At 63.9% G+C, this 19,587-nt stretch carries 17 protein-coding genes and 1 tRNA gene; 8 read left to right on the top strand and 10 right to left on the bottom strand.

The window, feature by feature from the left end; all coding sequences use genetic code 11:
- Positions 1 to 142: 142 nt before the first annotated feature.
- The gene (locus IVB26_RS38465; RefSeq protein WP_247970028.1) at positions 143 to 1,528 is read right to left on the bottom strand and encodes an MFS transporter; all 1,386 of its coding nucleotides are present in this window, start codon (positions 1,526 to 1,528) and stop codon (positions 143 to 145) included.
- 101 nt (positions 1,529 to 1,629) lie between these two features.
- Here IVB26_RS38465 and ggt point away from each other — a divergent pair, with 101 nt between their 5' ends.
- Together ggt and IVB26_RS38475 are read left to right on the top strand one after the other, a co-directional pair.
- Positions 1,630 to 3,381, top strand: a complete 1,752-nt coding sequence (ggt, locus tag IVB26_RS38470; protein WP_247970029.1) for a gamma-glutamyltransferase — start codon at positions 1,630 to 1,632, stop codon at positions 3,379 to 3,381.
- A gap of 99 nt (positions 3,382 to 3,480) precedes the next feature.
- The gene (locus tag IVB26_RS38475; RefSeq protein ID WP_247970030.1) at positions 3,481 to 4,776 is read left to right on the top strand and encodes an MFS transporter; all 1,296 of its coding nucleotides are present in this window, start codon (positions 3,481 to 3,483) and stop codon (positions 4,774 to 4,776) included.
- 28 nt (positions 4,777 to 4,804) lie between these two features.
- Here IVB26_RS38475 and IVB26_RS38480 read toward each other — a convergent pair whose 3' ends face one another.
- Positions 4,805 to 5,470 (bottom strand): glutathione S-transferase family protein, encoded by a 666-nt coding sequence (locus tag IVB26_RS38480; protein ID WP_246931108.1) that lies wholly within the window; start codon positions 5,468 to 5,470, stop codon positions 4,805 to 4,807.
- A gap of 162 nt (positions 5,471 to 5,632) precedes the next feature.
- Between IVB26_RS38480 and IVB26_RS38485 the strand changes: the two genes are divergently transcribed.
- The 4 genes from IVB26_RS38485 (at position 5,633) to panE (ending at position 9,413) form a co-directional block, all read left to right on the top strand.
- Positions 5,633 to 6,229, top strand: a complete 597-nt coding sequence (locus IVB26_RS38485; protein WP_247970031.1) for a DUF2239 family protein — start codon at positions 5,633 to 5,635, stop codon at positions 6,227 to 6,229.
- A gap of 91 nt (positions 6,230 to 6,320) precedes the next feature.
- Positions 6,321 to 7,667, top strand: coding sequence for an MATE family efflux transporter (locus tag IVB26_RS38490; protein WP_247970032.1), 1,347 nt, complete (start codon positions 6,321 to 6,323; stop codon positions 7,665 to 7,667).
- 89 nt (positions 7,668 to 7,756) lie between these two features.
- Entirely contained in the window at positions 7,757 to 8,371 is a 615-nt protein-coding gene (locus IVB26_RS38495) for a 2-hydroxychromene-2-carboxylate isomerase (RefSeq protein ID WP_247970033.1), read from the top strand.
- Positions 8,372 to 8,489: 118 nt separating this feature from the next.
- The gene (gene panE, locus IVB26_RS38500; RefSeq protein WP_247970034.1) at positions 8,490 to 9,413 is read left to right on the top strand and encodes a 2-dehydropantoate 2-reductase; all 924 of its coding nucleotides are present in this window, start codon (positions 8,490 to 8,492) and stop codon (positions 9,411 to 9,413) included.
- Between the two features lie 193 nt (positions 9,414 to 9,606).
- On the opposite strand, the gene IVB26_RS38505 is transcribed toward panE, so the two are convergent.
- The 4 genes from IVB26_RS38505 to IVB26_RS38520 all read right to left on the bottom strand — a co-directional run bounded on the left by IVB26_RS38505 (position 9,607) and on the right by IVB26_RS38520 (position 13,207).
- A complete protein-coding gene (locus IVB26_RS38505; RefSeq protein ID WP_247970035.1) occupies positions 9,607 to 10,200 on the bottom strand; it encodes a c-type cytochrome in 594 nt (197 codons plus the stop codon).
- Positions 10,201 to 10,409: 209 nt separating this feature from the next.
- The gene (locus tag IVB26_RS38510; RefSeq protein ID WP_247970036.1) at positions 10,410 to 11,690 is read right to left on the bottom strand and encodes a PQQ-dependent sugar dehydrogenase; all 1,281 of its coding nucleotides are present in this window, start codon (positions 11,688 to 11,690) and stop codon (positions 10,410 to 10,412) included.
- Positions 11,691 to 12,069: 379 nt separating this feature from the next.
- The gene (locus IVB26_RS38515; RefSeq protein ID WP_247970037.1) at positions 12,070 to 13,056 is read right to left on the bottom strand and encodes an NAD-dependent epimerase/dehydratase family protein; all 987 of its coding nucleotides are present in this window, start codon (positions 13,054 to 13,056) and stop codon (positions 12,070 to 12,072) included.
- A gap of 76 nt (positions 13,057 to 13,132) precedes the next feature.
- Positions 13,133 to 13,207, bottom strand: a tRNA-Gly gene (locus tag IVB26_RS38520).
- A 274-nt stretch (positions 13,208 to 13,481) separates the two neighbouring features.
- Between IVB26_RS38520 and trxA the strand changes: the two genes are divergently transcribed.
- Together trxA and IVB26_RS38530 are read left to right on the top strand one after the other, a co-directional pair.
- Positions 13,482 to 14,405, top strand: a complete 924-nt coding sequence (trxA, locus tag IVB26_RS38525) for a thioredoxin (RefSeq protein WP_246922231.1) — start codon at positions 13,482 to 13,484, stop codon at positions 14,403 to 14,405.
- Positions 14,406 to 14,437: 32 nt separating this feature from the next.
- On the top strand, positions 14,438 to 15,115 hold the full coding sequence (locus tag IVB26_RS38530; RefSeq protein ID WP_246922232.1) for an LON peptidase substrate-binding domain-containing protein: 678 nt from the start codon (positions 14,438 to 14,440) through the stop codon (positions 15,113 to 15,115).
- Positions 15,116 to 15,127: 12 nt separating this feature from the next.
- Here the strand turns inward: IVB26_RS38530 and IVB26_RS38535 are convergent, their stop codons facing one another.
- The 4 genes from IVB26_RS38535 to IVB26_RS38555 form a co-directional block, all read right to left on the bottom strand.
- Positions 15,128 to 17,629: a bifunctional diguanylate cyclase/phosphodiesterase gene (locus IVB26_RS38535; protein WP_247970038.1), complete on the bottom strand. Its 2,502-nt coding sequence runs from the start codon at positions 17,627 to 17,629 to the stop codon at positions 15,128 to 15,130.
- Positions 17,630 to 17,850: 221 nt separating this feature from the next.
- Positions 17,851 to 18,444, bottom strand: coding sequence for a cytochrome b/b6 domain-containing protein (locus IVB26_RS38540; RefSeq protein ID WP_247970039.1), 594 nt, complete (start codon positions 18,442 to 18,444; stop codon positions 17,851 to 17,853).
- Positions 18,445 to 18,516: 72 nt separating this feature from the next.
- On the bottom strand, positions 18,517 to 18,795 hold the full coding sequence (locus IVB26_RS38545; RefSeq protein ID WP_018323571.1) for a PepSY domain-containing protein: 279 nt from the start codon (positions 18,793 to 18,795) through the stop codon (positions 18,517 to 18,519).
- Between the two features lie 361 nt (positions 18,796 to 19,156).
- Positions 19,157 to 19,507, bottom strand: coding sequence for a hypothetical protein (locus IVB26_RS38555; protein ID WP_247970040.1), 351 nt, complete (start codon positions 19,505 to 19,507; stop codon positions 19,157 to 19,159).
- Positions 19,508 to 19,587 lie beyond the last annotated feature (80 nt).

The raw sequence follows: 19,587 nt of genomic DNA on the forward strand, positions 1-19,587 counted from the left end.
GGCCGCAAGAGCGAACACGGCCCTCTATCGAGACCGTCATTGCGAGCGCAGCGAAGCAATCCAGAATCTTTCCGCAGAGATAGCCTGGATTGCTTCGTCGCTTCGCTCCTCGCAATGACGGAGGTGAGATCGCGTAGCGCGGCTACTCCCGCACCCGCATCAACAGCGCCAATCCCGTGACGAAGAACACCACCAGCACGGCCATGCCGGCCTTCTGGCTTGCGGTCACTGCTGTGATCATGCCGATCAGAAGCGGTCCGATGAAGGACGTCACCTTCCCGGTCAGTGCGAACAGGCCGAAATACTGGGCGATGCGGTCTTTCGGTGCGAGGCGGATCAGCAGCGTGCGTGACGCCGCCTGGAGTGGACCACCGGCCGCGCCGATGAGGCAGCCTAGCACCAGATAAGCGCGTTCCGCGGCGCTCGAGAACAAGGGAGCGCCTGATTGCGGCGGTGCGACCTTGACGAACAACACGCTGTCCTTGTCGACCAGAAGGATTGCCGCCACCGACAACAACAGGACCAGCAGGCTGCCAGCAATGACGCGCTTCGGCCCGAGACGATCATCCAACTTGCCGCCAAGCCAGGCGCCGAACGCGCCGGCGATCGCGAGCATGATGCCGAAGGTGCCGATCTGAATCGTGTGCCAGCCGAAGGTGCCCGCGGCATAGATGCCGCCGAAGGCGAACAGCGACACCAGACCGTCGGTGTAGATCATGTTGGCGAGCAGGAAGGCCGCGAGCGACGGCTGCTTCGGCAGGCTCTTGATCGACTGCTTCAGCTCCCACAGTCCTTCGTGTAACGCCTCGCGCAGCGGGCGCTTCGCCGGATAGTCGGGCGTGAACAGGAACAGCGGCGTCACGAAGATCACGAACCACAGTCCGGTCAGCGGCCCGACGATGCGATCGCCCTGATGGCTGACCGGGTCGAGCCCGAACAGCGGCGAAAGACCGAGCAATGTGCGGCCGGTCTCGGGATTGGCGGCGAGGAGGCCGAGCACGATGATCAGACTGACGATGCCACCGACATAGCCGGTCGCCCAACCGGTGCCGGAAAGCCGACCGATCCGCTCCGGCGGCACCAGCGTCGGCATCATCGCGTTGTTGAAGAGTGTGGCGAATTCCGCGCCGACGCTGGCGAGCGCCACCGCGGTGAGCAGCGGCGGAATGACCGAGGGATCGCCGGGCTTGCCGATCCACAGCGTGCAGGACGCCAGCACCAGCACCACACCGAATCCTGCGATCCAGGGCTTCCTGCGGCCGGACGCATCGGCGATGGCCCCGAGCACGGGCGACAGCAGCGCGATGGCGAGACCCGCAGCCGCCATCGCAAATCCCCACAATGATTGGCCGGTGGCGGGATTCGGCGCGATGCTGGTGGCGAAATAGGGCGCGAACACGAAGGTCGTGATCAGCGTGAAATAGGGCTGCGCGGCCCAGTCGAAGAAGATCCAGCTGACGACGGCGGCGCGCGGCGGATAGGTCCGCGGCACGCCGGCCATGCGCGCATCTGGGGCGATCGTCGTCATCACGCAGTCCTCATCACGAACAGTTTTGCCTGTCTTGGGGCAAACCGTATAGCATTGCCGTGACGGGTGTGAACTGGCCCAACGGCACGACGGAAATTTTGATGATGTCCTCATATTCGACACGACGGACATTTTTGGCCGTCATTGCCGCGCTGGCGCTGGGCCTTGTGCCCGCGACGGCACAGGATGCGCGGCAGGGCTATGTTCCGCCCGCCCGCGACCACGTGCGCGCCGTCGCCGCCGAACACGGCATGGTGGTCGCGCAGGAGAAGATATCTGCGCAGGTCGGTGCCGACATCCTGCGGCGCGGCGGCAATGCGGTCGATGCCGCCGTCGCGACCGGTTTTGCGATGGCCGTGACCTATCCGCGCGCCGGTAATATCGGTGGCGGCGGTTTTATGGTGATCCATTCCGCCGACCGCAATGAAGACATCACGATTGATTACCGCGAGACGGCGCCCGCGGCGACCACGCCACAAATATTCCTCGGACCCGACGGCAAGCCGGACGTAGCAAAATCACGGGATTCCGCGCTTGGCATTGGCGTGCCCGGCACCGTCGCAGGTCTCGCTCTCGCATTGGAAAAATACGGCTCGGGCCAGTTCACGCTGGCGCAATTGCTCGAGCCTGCGATTGCGCTCGCCCGCGATGGTTTTGTCGTCAGCGACGACATGGCAGACACGCTGCCGGGCTGGCACCGGCGGCTGGCACGCTGGCCTTCCTCGGCCAAAATCTTCTCGCGGCCGGATGGCACGCCGATCAGTGAAGGCGACAGGCTGGTGCAGGGCGATCTCGCTGAAACGCTGTCAGCCGTCGCGGCACAGGGGCCACGCGGCTTCTATGAGGGGCCGGTTGCGGAAAAGCTCGCCAAGGCGGTGGCTGACGCCGGCGGCATCATGACGCCGGCCGACCTGAAATCCTATCAGGCGGTGGTCCGCGCGCCGGTGCGCGGCACCTATCGCGGCTACGACATCGTATCGATGCCGCTGCCTTCGTCTGGCGGCGTGGTGCTGGTGGAGACCCTCAACATTCTCGAAGGCTTCCAGCTCGCCGATTTGAAGCAGGGTTCGCCGGCGTCGCTGCATCTTTTGATCGAAGCCATGAAGCGCGCCTATGCGGACCGCGCGCGTTATCTCGGCGATCCCGCCTTCGTCAACGCACCGATCGAGACGCTGACCGCCAAGGACTACGCCGCCAAGTTGCGCGCAGGCATCTCCGCCGATCGCGTCACGCCGTCGAAGGAGCTGGTTTCGGCGGCTCCCTCACCGCGCGAGGGCAGCAACACCACGCATTTTTCCGTCGTCGACGGCCGCGGCAACGCCGTCAGCAACACCTATACGCTGAACTTCAGTTATGGCGTCGGCCTCGTTGCCGACGGCACCGGCGTGCTGCTCAACAACGAACTCGACGACTTCACCGCCGCGATCGGCGCTTCCAATGCCTATGGCCTCGTCGGCTTCGAGGCCAATCTGCCCGGACCGGGCAAGCGGCCGCTGTCCTCGATGTCACCGACCATCGTGCTGCGGGACGGCAAGCCGGTGCTGGTGACGGGCTCGCCCGGTGGCAGCCGCATCATCTCGACGGTGCTCCAGGTGATCGTGAACGTCCTCGACTACAAGATGGACGTGGCCGCTGCCGTTTCGACGCCGCGGCTGCACCATCAATGGCTGCCGGACGAAGTGCGCATCGAGCGAGGCTTTCCCGACGACGTGCTGCTCAGCCTGAAGGCAATGGGCCATCTCGTCGTCGAGCCGATGGGGCAGACGTCGGCCAATTCGATCCTCGTGACTCCGAACGGGCCGCTTGGCGCGCCCGATCTGCGCACGCGCGGTGCGGAGGCAGCGGGGCAGTAGGCAGGTCATTTGCATGGCACGGGAGCGCGGGCCCGCTAGCTCCCGCGACCACGCGTGCTACCAAAGCGCAGCTTTCAAGAAACTGCCGGGGAAACGCACATGACGACGACCGATCCGAACCAGCGTATCGAACGCGCCGAGATCGAGGACACCAGCCTGCTGGCGTTCTATCGCGACATGAGCACGCCGGAGCGCCGGACGTTCTGGGCCTGCGCGGCCGGGTGGGCGCTCGACGGCATGGACTTCATGATCTATCCGCTGGTGATCGGCACCATCATCGCGCTGTGGAAGGTCGATGCGGCTTCCGCTGGCCTTGCCGGAACGGTGACGCTGCTCGCCTCGGCGATCGGCGGCTGGCTCGGCGGTTATCTCTCGGACCATATCGGGCGGGTGAGAACGCTCCAGATCACCATCATCTGGTTCTCGTTCTTCTCGCTGGTCTGTGCCGTCGTGCAGAACTTCGACCAGCTCCTGATTGCACGTGCGGTGCTCGGCCTCGGCTTCGGTGGCGAATGGGCGGCGGGCGCCGTGCTCATGGGTGAAGCGATCCGGCCGCAATATCGCGGACGTGCCGTGGGCTCCGTGCAGTCGGGCTGGGCGGTCGGCTGGGGCCTCGCGGTGCTGTCGCAAGCGATCCTGTTCTCGGTCTTGCCGCCGGAGACGGCCTGGCGCTGGATGTTCGTGATCGGCGCGCTGCCGGCGCTGCTCGTGTTCTACATCCGTCGCTCCGTCACCGAGCCGGAAATCTCGGCCCAGGCCCGCGCCAGGCAGGCCGCGAGCGGCGATCGCCCGGCGCTCTGGGAGATCTTCTCCGGCCCGATCCTGAAGACCACGATCCTGGCGTCGCTGATGGCGACGGGCTGCCAGGGCGGCTACTACGCCGTCACATTCTGGGTGCCGCAATTCCTCACCAAGGAGCGGCATCTGTCGATCGTCGGCTCGACCGGCTATCTCTCGACGCTGATCATCGGCTCCTTCATCGGCTATCTCGTCGGCGCCTGGCTTGCCGACCGCATCGGACGTCGCAATCTGTTCCTGATCTTCTCGATCGGCGCCATGGCGGTGGTGCTGCTCTATACGCAGCTGCCGCTCACCAATGAAATCCTCTGGGTGCTCGGTTTCCCGCTCGGCTTCTTTGCCTCGGGCTATTTCTCCGGCATCGGCGCGTTCCTGACCGAGCTTTATCCGACGCGGCTGCGCGGCTCCGGCCAGGGCTTTTGCTACAATTTCGGCCGCGGCATCGGCGCGCTGTTTCCGTTCCTCGTTGGCGCGCTCTCGGCGACGACGTCGCTTGCGAACGCGATCGCGATCTTCGCGGTGGTGGCTTACGCTGTGTTCTTCATTGCCGCCTTTGCGCTGCCCGAGACGCGCGGGCGCGTCCTGCACGCGGATTAAACGCCCGGTGTGGGGCGGCGAGGAAAACTTACCGCCCCACCTGATACGGTCCGCCCTTTTCCAACGCACGAGCATAGGCCGGCCGCGCGTGGATGCGTTCGAGGAATGCCATCGCCTTGGGATGGCCCTGCTCGAGCCCGCCGCGCGCTTGCGCCGCCTCCAGCGGAAAGCTCATCTGAATGTCGGCAGCCGTGAAGTCGTTGCCAGCGAACCACTCGCTCTTCGCGAGCTCGCCTTCCCAGTAATCCATGTGCTGCTTGAGCTGCGGGTTGACCAGCGTCGTCAGCGCCGTGTTCGAGACCTTGCGCACCAGCGGACGAAGCAGTGCGGGCGCGCGCTTCGGCATCAGCGTGAACAGCAGCTTCAGCAGCAAGGGCTGCATCGCGGATCCTTCGGCATAATGCAGCCAATAGGTGAAGCGCAGCCGCTCCGGCGTGTTCGGCGGCGGAATCAGACGGCCGTTGCCGTAGGTCGCGATGAGATATTCGATGATCGCGCCCGACTCGGCGATGGTGTTGCCGTTGTCGGTGATGACGGGCGACTTGCCGAGCGGATGGATGGCGCGCAGCTCCTTCGGCGCGCGCATATCCGCCTGGCGCTGATAGCGCACGATCTCGTAGGGCACGCCCAACTCTTCGAGCAGCCAAAGCACGCGCTGCGAGCGGGAATTGTTGAGGTGGTGAACGGTCAGCATCGGCGAGGTCCCCAAGGCTAGGCGTGGTGGCTAGGCGTGGTCGGTCGGCCGCGTACCTGCCAGCCCGGGAACGCAATGTCGAGCCATCCGGTCGGATAATTTCACCCGGGTATATTGACGTTTTAAATCTACCCGGGTATTAAACGGCCCAGCATCGTCAATATGGCAATGATTCCAATGCAGAAGATTTTCACCGCTTTCCAAGGCCCGCGTCGCCTGGTGTCCGGGCCGGCAGGCGAGGTCGCGCTAATCGTCAAGCGGATGGCGTCACGGCCGGACGAGCCTATCATCATCTTCGAGGACGGCACCGGCCGATCCATCGACTTCGATCTGCGCGGCGGGGATCGCGAAGTGCTGGCGCGGTTGGCGAAGCTCGTCCCGCCCACGGTCGAGGAGAGCGCGCCACCAAGCGAGCCGCGCGGCCGCGGCCGGCCGAAGCTCGGCGTGGTCGCACGCGAGGTGACGCTGCTGCCGCGACACTGGGAATGGCTAGGTGCGCAGCCAGGCGGCGCTTCCGTCGCATTGCGCAAGCTCGTCGACGAGGCGAGGCGCGCCAGCGGCGACAAGGACCGCGAACGGCAGGCGCGCGATGCGGCCTATCACTTCATGTCGATCATGGCAGGCAATCTGCCGCAGTTCGAGGAAGCTTCGCGAGCGCTGTTCGCGGATGACAGGCGGCGCTTCGCCGGACTGATCGCGGACTGGCCGACCGATATCCGCGACCACATCGTCAAGCTCGCCTACAGCGACCGCGCTTAAGCCGCGCGGCACTTTCGCTCAACCCCATCGACGGCCGGGCCGCGCACCTCGCGCGGCAACGGCTTCGCACGCCCTGATGAAAGACACATCCATGCCCACCAAGCCGCTCTGGACGACATTCCTCCGCTTCCTCGCACCGTTGATGCTGAGCAACGCGCTGCAATCGCTGTTCGGCACCGTCAGCAACGTCTATCTCGGCCAGATGCTCGGCGTCGACGCGCTGGCGGCCGTCTCGGTGTTCTTCCCGGTGATGTTCTTCCTGTTCGCCTTCGTCATGGGCCTCAGCACCGGCGCGACCGTGCTGATCGGTCAGGCCTTTGGCGCGCGCGAGCACGACAAGATCAGAATCGTCGTGGGTACGACGCTTGCGATCGGCCTCCTGCTCTCCATTTCGGTTGCGCTGGTCGGCGGACTCTTCAGCCGTCAACTGATGATGGCACTCGCCACGCCCACAGACATTCTCGCTCCTGCCAGCGCCTATGCGCGGATCATGCTGCTCACCATGCCGCTCGGCTTCGTCTTCCTGTTGATGACGGCGATGGTCCGCGGCGTCGGCGACGCGCTCACGCCGCTGCTGGCGCTGGCGTTGTCGACCGCGATCGGCCTGATCCTGACACCGCTTCTGATCCGCGGGTCGTTCGGATTGCCGGCGGCCGGCATCACCAGTCCGGCATGGGCGGCAGCGATCTCGAACGCGGTCACGTTGATCGCGCTGGCGCTCTATCTGCTGCGGAAGAAGCACGCGCTCGCACCGGACGCGGCGCTGCTGCGTCACCTGCGGCCGAACGGCGCCATGCTCGGAAAGATTCTCGGCATCGGATTGCCGAGCGCCGTCGGCATGGTGGTGATGGCGATCGCGGAACTGGTCCTGCTCGGCCTCGTCAACGGCTTCGGGTCGGACGCCACTGCTGCCTATGGCGCCGTCAATCAGGTGATGGGCTACACGCAGTTCACGGCGATGTCGATTTCGATCGCGGTCTCGATCCTCGGCGCGCAGGCGGTCGGCAGCGGCGACAGAGCCCGGCTCGACGGCATCGTGAGGGTCGGGCTCGCTTTCAACTTCGTCCTGACCGGCGGGCTCGTGGCGCTCATCTATCTCGCCCCGCGCGCGATCCTCGGCATCTTCATCACCGACGCCGCCGTGCTCGATCTGGCGAGAGGCCTGCTCGACATCGCCCTGTGGAGCTCGGTGCCGTTTGGCCTCGCCACGGTGTTCTCCGGAGCCATGCGCGCGGCCGGCGTCGCGTTGACGCCGATGCTGCTCTCGATCGTCGCGATTGTCGCGATCGAGCTGCCTGCCGCGGTGATCCTGAGCCGCACGATCGGCCTTGCGGGCGTATGGGCCGCTTATCCCATCGTGTTCTGCGCCATGTTCGTTTTGCAGATGGGCTATTACTTCCTGGTGTGGCGCAAGCGAGCGATCCGGCGTCAGGTCTGACCGTCTATGTATTACGATCGTCATTAAACGGTGGACCTGTGGCGTATGCTGCGCCACAATGCGCGAAAGAGAAGTCAGGGAGACCGAATTTGACCCGCACTGCCCCGCAATTCCTGTTCGATTTCGGCAGCCCGAACGCCTATCTCAGCCATCTCGCGATTCCCGCGATCGAGCAGCGCATCGGCGTCAAGTTCGAATACGTCCCGATCCTGCTCGGCGGCATCTTCAAGTCGACCAACAACAAGTCGCCGGCCGAGACCCTCGCCGGGATCAAGAACAAGCGCGAATTCCACGCGGTCGAGACCGAGCGCTTCGTCAAGCGCTTCAAGGTCCAGCCTTACGTCATGAACCCCTTCTTCCCGGTCAATACGCTGAACCTGATGCGCACGGCAATCGCCGCGCAGCTCGAGGGTGTGTTCGAGCCCTATGTCGAGGCCGCCTTCCATCACATGTGGCGCGAGCCGAAGAAGATGGACGACCCTGAAGTCGCGGCGAAGGCGCTGGCGTCCTCAGGCCTCGATGCGCAAAAGCTGTTTGCCCGCGCCGGGGAACCCGAGGTGAAGGGCAAGCTGATCAAGAACACCGAGGACGCTGTGGCCCGCGGCGCGTTCGGCTCGCCGACCTTCTTCGTCGGCACCGAGATGTTCTTCGGCAAGGAGCAGTTGCGCGAGGTCGAGGAAATGGTGTTGGAGAAGGGCGAATAGTGAATGGCCAATAGCGAATAGTGGAAACGTTACTCGCGTTTCATGGCGTGCTATCCTATTCGCTACTCCCTATTCGCCATTCGCGTCTATTTGAAGAGCAACAACTGTGGAGCACCCCATGCGTATCCTCGTGGTCGGCGCCGGCGCCATCGGCGGCTATTTTGGTGGCAGGCTGTTGCAAGCGGGCCGCGACGTCACCTTCCTGGTCCGGCCACGCCGCGCCAGTGAACTCGCCAGCGGCGGCCTCGTCATCAAGAGTCCGAATGGCGATGTGACCCTGCAAAATCCGCCGACCGTGCAGGCCGCCGCGCTCAAGGACAAAGTCGACGTCGTACTTCTGAGCTGCAAGGCGTTCGACCTCGAGGACGCCATCAGATCGTTTGCCGCGGCGGTCGGGCCTGACACGGCGATCATCCCGATGCTCAACGGCATGCACCATCTCGACACGCTGGATGCCGAGTTCGGCAAGGAGCGCGTGCTCGGCGGGCTCTGCGCCATCGCCGCGACCTTGAACGAGAAGCGCGAGGTGGTGCAGCTGCAGCCGATGCAGTCGATCAGTTATGGCGAGCGCGACGGCAAGCTCTCGGAGCGCATCAAGGCCATCGACGAGGCCTTCAAGAGCGGCATCAATGGCGCCAGCGCCAGCCAGAACATCATGCAGGACATGTGGGAGAAGTGGGTGTTCCTTTCTTCGCTCGCGGCGTCGACCAGCCTGATGCGCACCTCTGTCGGCAACATCCTTGCAGCTCCCGGTGGCCGGGATTTCCTGCTCGGCATGTTGGACGAGACCAGCGCGATCGCCGCCGCGTCGGGATATCCGCCGGGCGGGCCGTTCTTCGAGCGGGTGAAGGGCAATCTCACCACCGAGGGGTCACCGATGACGGCCTCGATGTTTCGCGACATCAAGGCGGGCCTGCCGGTCGAAGCCGATCACGTCATCGGCGACCTCATCACGCGTGCTGACGCTGCCAAGGTGCCGGTGCCGAAGCTGCGCATCGCCTACACGCATTTGAAGGCGTATGAGAAGCAGCGGGCGGGGTAGGTAGTAACCCCACATTCCGCTGTCGTCCCGGGGCGCGCGCAGCACGGATCCGGGACCCATAACCACAGGGAGTGGTTATGACGCGATGCTCCCACTCCGAGTCGTCGCAAAACAACGTCCTGCGGTTATGGGTCCCGGATCGGCGCTTCGCTTGTCCGGGACGACAGCGGGGTTTGTGGAGACAGCACCACTGCTACTTCAAATGCGCGAGATAGTGCGAGACGGCCGTAATTTCCTCGTCGCTCATGTGATAGGCGACATCGGCCATCGCGGCGACGCCACCGCCGACCCGCTGGCCCGCCTTGTAGTCGTGCAGTGCCTTGACCAGATATTCCTCGCGCTGGCCGGCAAGTCGCGCAACTCCCTTGGTGCCGGCGAAGTTATCGGCATGGCATGAGGCGCAGCGGCGGCCGGCGGCAACTTGCGCGCCTTTCTTGGACAGATCCGGATCGTCGTCGTCCGGGCCCTTCGGCGGCGTTAGCGAGGCGAAGTAAGCGCCGAAGTTGCGGATGTCCTCGTTGGTGATCTCCTCGACGATCGGCTGCATCTGGTCGTTCTTGCGCGAGCCCGCGCGGAAGAACACAAGCTGCCACTGGGTGAATTGATCGGGCTGGCCCGCGAGCGAGGGGATGTTCTCCGTCTGCGAAATGCCGTTCTCGCCGTGACAACCAGAGCAGACGGAGGCTTTCTCCTTGATCGCAGAATTGTCGGCAGCGCCTGTCGGAAGGGTTCCGAGCGCCACGAGCGCAATCGTGCTGATTGCGTGAGAGATGAACTGCCGGCGCATGATTGGGATTCCGATCTATCCAGCCCGTCATTCCGGGGCGTGCGGAGCACGAGCTAAGATGCGCAACTTGCACATCTGAGAATACATAACCACGATCCGGGGTTATGGGTTCCGGACTTGCGCTGGCGCGCAATCTGGAACGACGCGTTGGCTTTGAAATGAAAGAGGCTGCGTCGGTCGCCCGCTCGCAGCCTCTTCGTTACGTCGCGCTACTTCTTGCCGTAGCTGATGCGGTAGATCGCGCCGGCCCAGTCGTCGGCGACGAGGATCGAGCCGTCCTTGTCGAGCAGGATGTCATTGGGACGGCCGAGATAGCCCTGGTCACCCTCGAGCCAGCCAGAGGCGAACACCTCCTGCTTGGCGTTCTTGCCGTCGGGCCCGACGATCACGCGCATGATGCGCGCGCCCTGATATTTGTGCCTGTTCCAGGAGCCGTGCTCGGCGATCAAGATGTTGTTCTTGTACTCGGTCGGGAATTGGTTGCCCGTGTAGAACTTCATGCCGAGCGGAGCGACATGCGCGCCGAGGTTCAGCACCGGCGGCGTGAACTCGGTGCATTTGTGGCCCATGGCGAACTTGTCGTCAGGCAAATTGCCCTGGTGGCAATAGGGATAGCCGAAATGCTCGCCGATCCGGTTGATCATGTTCAGCTTGTCCGAGGGCAGATCATCGCTGATCCAATCGCGGGCGTTTTCGGTGAACCAGAGCTTGCCGGTGCGCGGATCGACGTCACCGCCGACCGAGTTGCGAACGCCCAGCGCCCAGATTTCGGCATTGCCGGTCTTGGGATCGACGCGCCGGATCTGCGACACGCTGGTCGGCGGAATGCCGATGTTGAAGGGCGGCCCGAACGGCAGGAAGAACCAGCCTTCCTTGTCGACCGCGATGTATTTCCAGCCATGCGCAGCATAGGACGGCATGTCGTCATAGACGACCTTGCCGTCGCCGAGCTTGTCGAGATTGGCCTCCGCGTTGTCGTAGCGGATCAGCTTGTCGACGGCGATGACGTAGAGCGCGCCGTCCTTGAAGGCGAGACCGGTGGGCATGTTGAGGCCCTTGAGAACGGTCTTGACCTCTTTCTTCCCACCATTGTCCTTGATGGCATAGACGTTGCCGAGGCCGAACGAGCCGACGAACAGCGTGCCCTTGTCACCCCAGGCCATCTGCCGCGCCGCCAGCACGCCCGAAGCATAGACCTCGATCTTGAAGCCCGCCGGCAGCTTGATCTTCTTGACGATGTTGGCGAGCTCGGCATCGGAGGCGCCGGTCGGCGGGCCCGACGGCGGCGCGAGGCCCTTCTGCGCCTCGGTCTCGTCGCCGAGGAACCAGTCATCCGGCGGATGGGTCCAGAACTCCTTGGTGCCGGATTCGTATTTCTTCAGCGGCTTGTTCTTGTCCTGCTGCTGCGCGTTGCCGGCGCTTGTCCCTGCAAGAAAGGCAACCGCTGCAAGCGCCAGGACGGATTGAAAGACGGATCGATGGAATTTCATCGCGTCACTCCCCTAAGGCAGCCGTCAGGGCTGCGCATTATTTTATCTTGCTAGTCGAGAGGCGAAGTTTGGGTCTGCCGAGAAGCAGACGCAAAAAGGCTAGCACATCTGCGAGCGCTGAGAAGGGCATCGCCTGCGCTGCGGTTGCGCTCAATAAAAATTGAGACGGAATGTCAACGAGGGCAGACGCGGCGGCGACAGCGCTCTCGCTGCAACGCGGAATCAAAGCGGCGCGCGCCTCATTTGCGGCAGGATCGAGGGGGCGGGCAACACAAAACGCGAAAACAACCCCATGCACAGTAGAACGGCGCAGGTCGCACTGCTCGAGGTGAGACCCGGCAGGCATTTGACCTGTCGAGTAAATTAGCAAACGCGGCGCTCAACCGGCGACGGGGTAGGGGCCGTCATCGAACACCGTGTCATGATAGCCTTTCGAGCCGATCTCGTGCGCCAGCGCGCTGCGAAAATCGCGGCCCCCGCGCAGGCTCCTCAGGACATGCGCGAAGTCGAATTCAGGCCGCCAGCCCAGCTCGCGCCGTGCGCGTTCGTTGACATAGACACGATCGATCTCGGGGAAGAGGTTCCAGCCGCGCGCCGCATAGAGCTGCGTGCAATCCGGATAGAGCTCACGCACGACACTGGCCGCATCGCGCGCGAGTGCTGCGACATGGCGCGGCTCGAACGGACTCGTGGCGGAGACAATGTAGTGGGCGAAGCCGATCTTCGGGGCGCGTTCGGCGGCGAGCAGATGGGCGCTCACCGCATCCGCGATATCCAGCCGGCGATAGAGCAGCTCATTGGCCTGAGCGTTCTCGGTCGTGTAGGCCGACCGCATCGCGGGATCATCGTCGGCTTCCGGAAAGAAGCGCGAGGTCCGCAAGACCACGACCGGCAGGCCGCGCTCGCGAGAGAACAGCTCGCAGAGGGTCTCGGCCATCAGCTTGGTCGTGCCGTAAATGTTCTTCGGCACTGGCGGCAGGTCCTCGGTGACCCACACGGCAGCCCGTCCCGCCCCCGGGCGAAGCTGCGAGCCGAACGCGCTGGTGGTGCTGGTGAAGACGAAGCTCGTCACGCCGGCGGCCACTGCCGCCTCGAGCAAATGGAGCGTGCCTGATACGTTGGTGTCGACGAAATCCTGCTTGGCGTGGGTCGCCACATGCGGCTTGTGCAGCGTCGCGGTGTGGATGACGGCCGAGACGCCAGCCATCTGGCGCCGCACGAAGCCGGGATCGACGATCGATCCGACCGCATTGGTGTAGGGCGAGGGCTTCAGGTCGACCCCGCGTGCGGGCGACCCGCTTCGCCGCAACGTCCGCAGAATGGCCTCGCCGAGGTGACCCGCGCTACCGGTGACCAGGATTGTCATTGAGAACCCAAGAGAGCCGCCAGCGGCGTGGAAAACCACGTTTCCGTCCGGATCGGCTGGATGCTCTGGGAAAAATTGGAGCGGGCGAAGGGGCTCGAACCCTCGACCCCGACCTTGGCAAGGTCGTGCTCTACCACTGAGCTACACCCGCATCCTGTGTCGGTCGCGTGACGCGCCGGCAACGGCTGTCGTATGCCAAAAGCGGGAGGGGAATGCAACAGCTACCGGCGGCATCAATTCGCATTTGGAGGCCCCATATGGGCCCCGGATGCGACCAAATCACCCAAAAAGGCGCCGGAACTGCCGAATCGGTCGCGGTGGATTGAAATTCGGCCCAATCGGCCCAATTTAGGAGCCAACAACGAGCACAGGAAGTGGCGGCATGCTAAAGACCCGCCATTCCGGACATCAGACGAGGGGATCCCGTGACGATCATCGACCAGGGTAACGGAGCGGCGGGCCCGGCTGCGGCCGACCTGATCAAGGACACCACCACCCAGACCTTCGTGAAGGACGTCATCGAGGAATCGAAGCGCCAGCCGGTGCTGATCGATTTCTGGGCGGAGTGGTGCGGCCCCTGCAAGCAGCTCACCCCCCTGCTGGAAAAGGCGGTCAAGGCGGCCAAGGGCAAGGTCAAGCTGGTCAAGATGAACATCGACCAGCACCCCGCGATCCCTGGCCAGATGGGCATCCAGTCGATCCCGGCCGTGATCGCCTTCGTCAACGGCCAGCCGGCCGACGGTTTCATGGGCGCGGTGCCCGAGAGCCAGCTCAACGCCTTCATCGAAAAGCTGACCAAAGGCGTGACCGCGCCGGGTGAGCCAAATATTGCTGAAATCCTGCAAGAGGCCGAGGCCGTGCTCGCCGAGGGCGACGCCGCAGCCGCCGCGCAGATCTATGCGGAGGTCCTTCAGCACGATTCGACCAACATCGCGGCGCTTGCCGGCCTTGCGAAGTGCTACGCCGTCTCCGGCGCGATGGAGCAGGCCAAGCAGACGCTGGCCATGGTCCCGGAATCCAAGCGCAACGATCCCGCGGTGAAGGCCGTGCAGACCGCGATCGATCTCGCCGAGCAGGCCCAATCGCTCGGGCCGGTCGCGGAGCTGGAACAGAAAGTCGCCGCAAACCCGCTCGATCATCAGGCCCGATTCGACCTGGCGACCGCGCTCAACGCGCAAGGCGACCGCGCCGCAGCCACCGCGCAGCTGCTCGAGATCGTCAAGCGTGACCGCAAATGGAACGACGACGGCGCCCGCAAGCAGCTGGTGCAGTTCTTCGAGGCCTGGGGCGGCACGGATGATGCAACCGTCGAGGGACGCAAGCGTTTGTCGACGATCCTGTTTTCGTAAGCCGCGCTGGCAAGGCCAGGGGGACCGGGCAGATGCCGATCAACATCGAATATCGCGGACCCGCCGACCTCCCGGAGATCATTCCGGTCTTTCCGCTGCCGGGCGCACTGCTGCTGCCCCGCGGCCAGATGCCGCTCAACATCTTCGAGCCGCGCTACCTTGCGATGGTCGATGATTCCTTCCGCGACGGCCATCGCCTGATCGGCATGATCCAGCCTGACGTCGCGCACTCGCCGAAAAATTCGGACAAGCCGACGCTGTTCAGCGTCGGCTGCGTCGGCCGCATCACCCAGCTCGCCGAATCCGGCGACGGCCGCTACATTCTCGAGCTCACCGGCGTCTCGCGCTTCAAGGTGGTCGAGGAGCTCGAAGTGCTCACCGCCTACCGGCAGTGCAAGGTGGATTTCTTCGCCTTCGTCGACGACTTCACCGCGCGCACGGGCGAGGACCAGGTCGACCGCGAGGCGCTGCTGGCCGTACTGGCAGACTTTCTGAAGGCCAATAATCTCAAGGTCGACTGGGAGGGCGTCGAAAGCGCGCCCAACGAAGCGCTCGTCAATGCGCTGGCGATGATGTCGCCCTATGGCCCCGCGGAGAAGCAGGCCATGCTGGAGGCGCCTGACCTGAAGACCCGCGCCGAGATTCTGATCGCCGTCACGGAGATGGACCTCGCCAAGAAGCGCACCAGCGGCGATCCGCCGCTGCAATGAGGGTCCGAATGCTCAGGCGGCGCGGACCACTGCTCCGGCACCTCGCCGCAGCATTCTGGCGACATCGGATGCGGGCATCGGCCGGCTGAAGTAGTAGCCTTGCGTTTCGACGCACCCCTCTTCGCGAAGAATGTCGAGCTGCTCCTTCGTTTCGACGCCTTCGGCGGTCGTGGTCTTGCCGAGACTGACTGCGAAACGAACGACGGCTCGCGCGAGATGGTGCGCATCTGCCCTCGCGCTGGACAGCTCGTTGACGAAACTGCGGTCGATCTTGATCTTGTCGAAGGGGAACCGCTGCAGAAAGCTCAGCGACGAATAACCGGTGCCGAAATCGTCCAGGGCTACTCGCACACCGAGCTCGCGCAGTTGACCGAGTACGGCGAAAACGGCTTCGCTGTCGTGCATGATCGCCGTCTCGGTGACCTCGAGCTCGAGCCTGTGCGGCGCAATTCCCGAACTCGCCAGCGCGCTGATAACGACAGGAACGAGCTCCTTGCTCCTGAACTGGGCGGGAGACAGGTTGACCGCGATCCTGACATGCGCAGGCCATTTGGCGGCTTCCGCGCAGGCGGTTCTCAGGACCCATTCTCCCAGCGGCACGATCAGGCCGGTCTCCTCCGCAAGCGGAATGAATTCGTTCGGCATGACAAGGCCTCGCTGCGGGTGATGCCAGCGGAGCAGAGCCTCGAAGCCGCTGACCTTGCCGGTCGCGGCGCCGACGAACGGCTGGTAATGGAGCTCGAATTGACGGCCGGCAATCGCAACCCGCATGTCGCGCTCGAGGTTGCGGCGCGCATGCATCAGCTCGTCGAGCTCCGGCTCGAAGAAGCGGAATGCACCGCGTCCACCGCTCTTGGCCGAGTAGAGGGCGAGATCCGCGCTCTTCATGATCACGTCGGAATCATTGCCGTCGCGCGGCGCGATGGCAATGCCGATGCTGGTGCCCACCGTGACGCGGTGATCGCCGAGATCGAACGGCTCGCAAAGCGCCTTCCTGATGTTCTCGGCGAGGGCGGCGGCCTCCACGGCCGGGTTAGTCACGTAATCGATCACCGCGAACTCATCGCCGCCCAGCCGGGCGATCAACGCGGTTTCCGTGGTGCATTCGCGCAGACGCGCAGCGACGGCGCGCAGCAGGGAATCGCCCGATGGATGCCCGAGCGTGTCGTTGACTTCCTTGAAGCGATCGAGGTCGAGCAGGAGCACGGCCAGATCGACGCCGCCGTTGCGCGAAACCGCAATGGCATGCTCCATCCGCTCCCTGAGCAGCACCCGGTTTGGCAGATCGGTCAGCGCATCGTGTTGCGCCATATGGGTGATCTTGGCTTCGGACCGGCGTTGCTCGGTCACATCGAGATGCGTGGCGACCCATCCACCGCCGGGCATCGGCTGTCGCGTCACGCCGATCAACCGACCATCCGAAAACTCGTCGATCCTGCTCGAGACTACATCGTACGGCAACGCGGCCAGTTTCGAGATGAATTGCCCGGCAGCGCCCTCGCTGGTGTCGCCCTTGAGGATGCCGTTCACGACGCGATGCTTGATGATGTCGGCGTGGGGTGTCCCCGTCTTCAGCAATTCCGGCGGCAGCCGATAGAGCAGGGCATAACGCTCGTTACAGACGACGAGCCGCTTCTCGGCGTCAAACATGCAAAGGCCCTCGACCATGTTGTTGATGGCCGTGTCGAGCCTGATCTTCTGGTCCTGGATTTCCTTTTGCGAATCTTCCACCTGTTGCCTTGCAAGCGAAAGCTCCCTGATGATTTCCTCGAACCGGCTGGTCCTGGTCGCAAGCCGGCGATCCGCCAGCACGCCGACAAAACTCATTCCGAGCACTGACAGAGCCACGCCCGCAATTGCCACGGCGAGGAAGGCGGGAGAAAGCGACAGGGCATCGCTTGTCAGCGTCGGGTCTGGAACAATTTGCACCGCCCCCATAGCCGTAAAATGATGCGACACGATGGCGAGCGTCAGCAGCAGCGCCGCGACGAAGGTCCCCCACCTGTCCTTGCGGCCCAGGGCGACCGCAAGTGCGGCGTAGCCCAGGGCCATGCCAAGGATGATCGAGACGAACACCAGCTTCGGCGACCAAGTCACGCGACCGGGCACTTCGAGGGCCCACATGCCCAGATAGTGCATGCTCGCAATACCGGCGCCGATGATGCCGCCCCCGGCAGCCGCCCGCCAGCGGCCGGAACTGCCAACGGCAACGCCAAAACCGCCTGACGTCAGGATCATCGCCGCGGCGAGCGACAGAGCCGTCAGAGCTATGCCATAACCGGTTGAGACGCCGGGCTCGTAGGCGAGCATTGCGACAAAATGCGTTGCCCAGATTCCATAACCGATGGCGGCGCCGGCGATCGCAATCCAGATCAGTCGCGCCCAGGCGCGCGAGGCGATCGCCCGATGAAAGATGCTGACGGCCACAATACTTGCGGCGAAGCAGACCAGACCAGCGAGTATGACAAGCCGCCAATCATGCTCTGCCGTGAGGCAGGTAAAAACGCGGAACATCGAAATCGCCTCCCTCGTCAATAACTTCAACGATTGATTCTATCGGCTTTCTTCGCGTTAATTTTCTGCAATTCCCGGTTGCATACCTAGCGGGAGGTAAATAGCGCGTCTCAAATGCGGAATTCGGCGGTAGCCCTGTGCGGGCGAAGGGTTCTCTTCCCGTGAAACTACGCGGATGAGCGATCCCGCCGCTGCATCGGTTCGAATCAAACTGATCCGGCTCAGGGGCGATTGCGAATGTGCTTGCGGCCGGTGAGCATTGCGCGGATCAGATTCTCGCGCTGGAGAATCCCCATCAGCAGCACGCCGAGCACGTGCAGCACGACCAGGACGATGACCGCATCCGACGAATAATGGTGGGTGTCCTCGACCCACCAGACGCCGAAGAATGTGACGGTCACCGACATCGCGCCCGTGATCGTCGAGACCGCGAGCGAGGCCAGCAGCGCCACCAGCATCAGGGTGCCGGCGGGATTGAGTCCGATATAGCGGCCGGTGATGCCGCGGCGCAGATTCCAGAGATAGCCCGGCGCGGCCCGGAGCCTGACCCTGATCATGCGGAAGCGCGAATAGCGGCTTCCCCAAAAGCCCCAGGCCAGACGGAAGGCCAGAAGCACGAGCACCGCATAGCCGACGATGCGGTGAAGCCGATCATAGACGGTGGGCGTGAACCATGCGGCCAGAACGCAGGCCGCGAGAGCCCAGTGCCAGAGGCGCAGCGGGAGATCCCAGACTGCGACCGTCCGCGGGGTCGCTCGATCCGCGGGGGTCCTGTCGGACACCCCGCGCGCTGCTGGCATCGCTTCTTCAATCAAGCAAAGACCATCCTCGAGCCCTGCTTTGCGCAGATCACGTCGCGCAATCTACTTCACGCCCTGCTTGGCGATTTACTTGGCGATCGTGTGCTTCAGGCTGAGATCTTCGGGGCTGTAGAACAGCTCGTAGAGCTTGCCTTCCTTGACGCCGTAGACCTCGTAGCACGAGCCTTCGATCTTGGAGCGCCGCACTTCATAACCGAGCGCCTTGGCCTTGGCTTCGGCCTCGCTGGCCGGCTTCCACGACGCCTTGTCGAGCTTGGTGCAGTCCTTGAATCCGTCGGCCATGGCCGCCGACCCCATGCCCATCCCGACCGTCAGTGCAATGGCAACAACACGAATGACCTTCACGAACGTCTCCTCCTTTGTCGTGCGCGCTACGCGAGCCGCGAAGCGGAACTGAAGGAAGCAAAGGTGATGATGAAGTCAATCCAGTACGAGGCTGTTTGAATTTAGAGTTGTTCTAACGATTGCCAAAAGATTAGCGCTCTCCGCATGCAGCAGGCATTCGCGGGATCGCTGCGGCCTTACGCCTCACGGACCGGATGGACTGCTGACCTCGCCCGTTGCGCTACGTATCGGCCTCGTTGGTCGCCTCGAACATCGCGGGGTCGAGCGCATTCATCTTGTCCGGACGGTTCAGCCGAACATGGGCAACGCCGTCGTCGATGGTCAGGGGCTCGCGCACTTCCTTTGGATTGCATCGGCAGGTTCAGTATCCGGCGACCGCCAGCGCGACCACGGCGGCGAGAGCCTTCCAGCCAAAGCCGCGTCCGCGCGACCACCAGGCGTTGGCGATGGCGGCAAAGCCGTAGACGGCGACGATGGTCGCCACGATCCAGTGCCGCGCGCTGTCCGATCCCAACATTGGCGCCGCAAGCAGGAGCACACCGCCGCCGATCCAGGCGACCGTACCGGCCTGCCAGACGAGCCGGATCAGCATGCGCAGGCGTTCCGGGGTGATGGTCGCTTTGGCGAACACCTTGGTTTCGCCGAGCACGCCATGGATCAGGGCAACCACGATTCCGGCAACGCCGGCACATTGCAGCAGCAGATCACGCATCAGCAGACCTCGCGTCTTCGTCCATACAGCGCTGTATGGAGAGATAGGCGCTGGCCCGCCATCTGTCAATACACTAGTGT

This window comes from Bradyrhizobium sp. 195 (assembly GCF_023101665.1).
Lineage (GTDB): Bacteria > Pseudomonadota > Alphaproteobacteria > Rhizobiales > Xanthobacteraceae > Bradyrhizobium.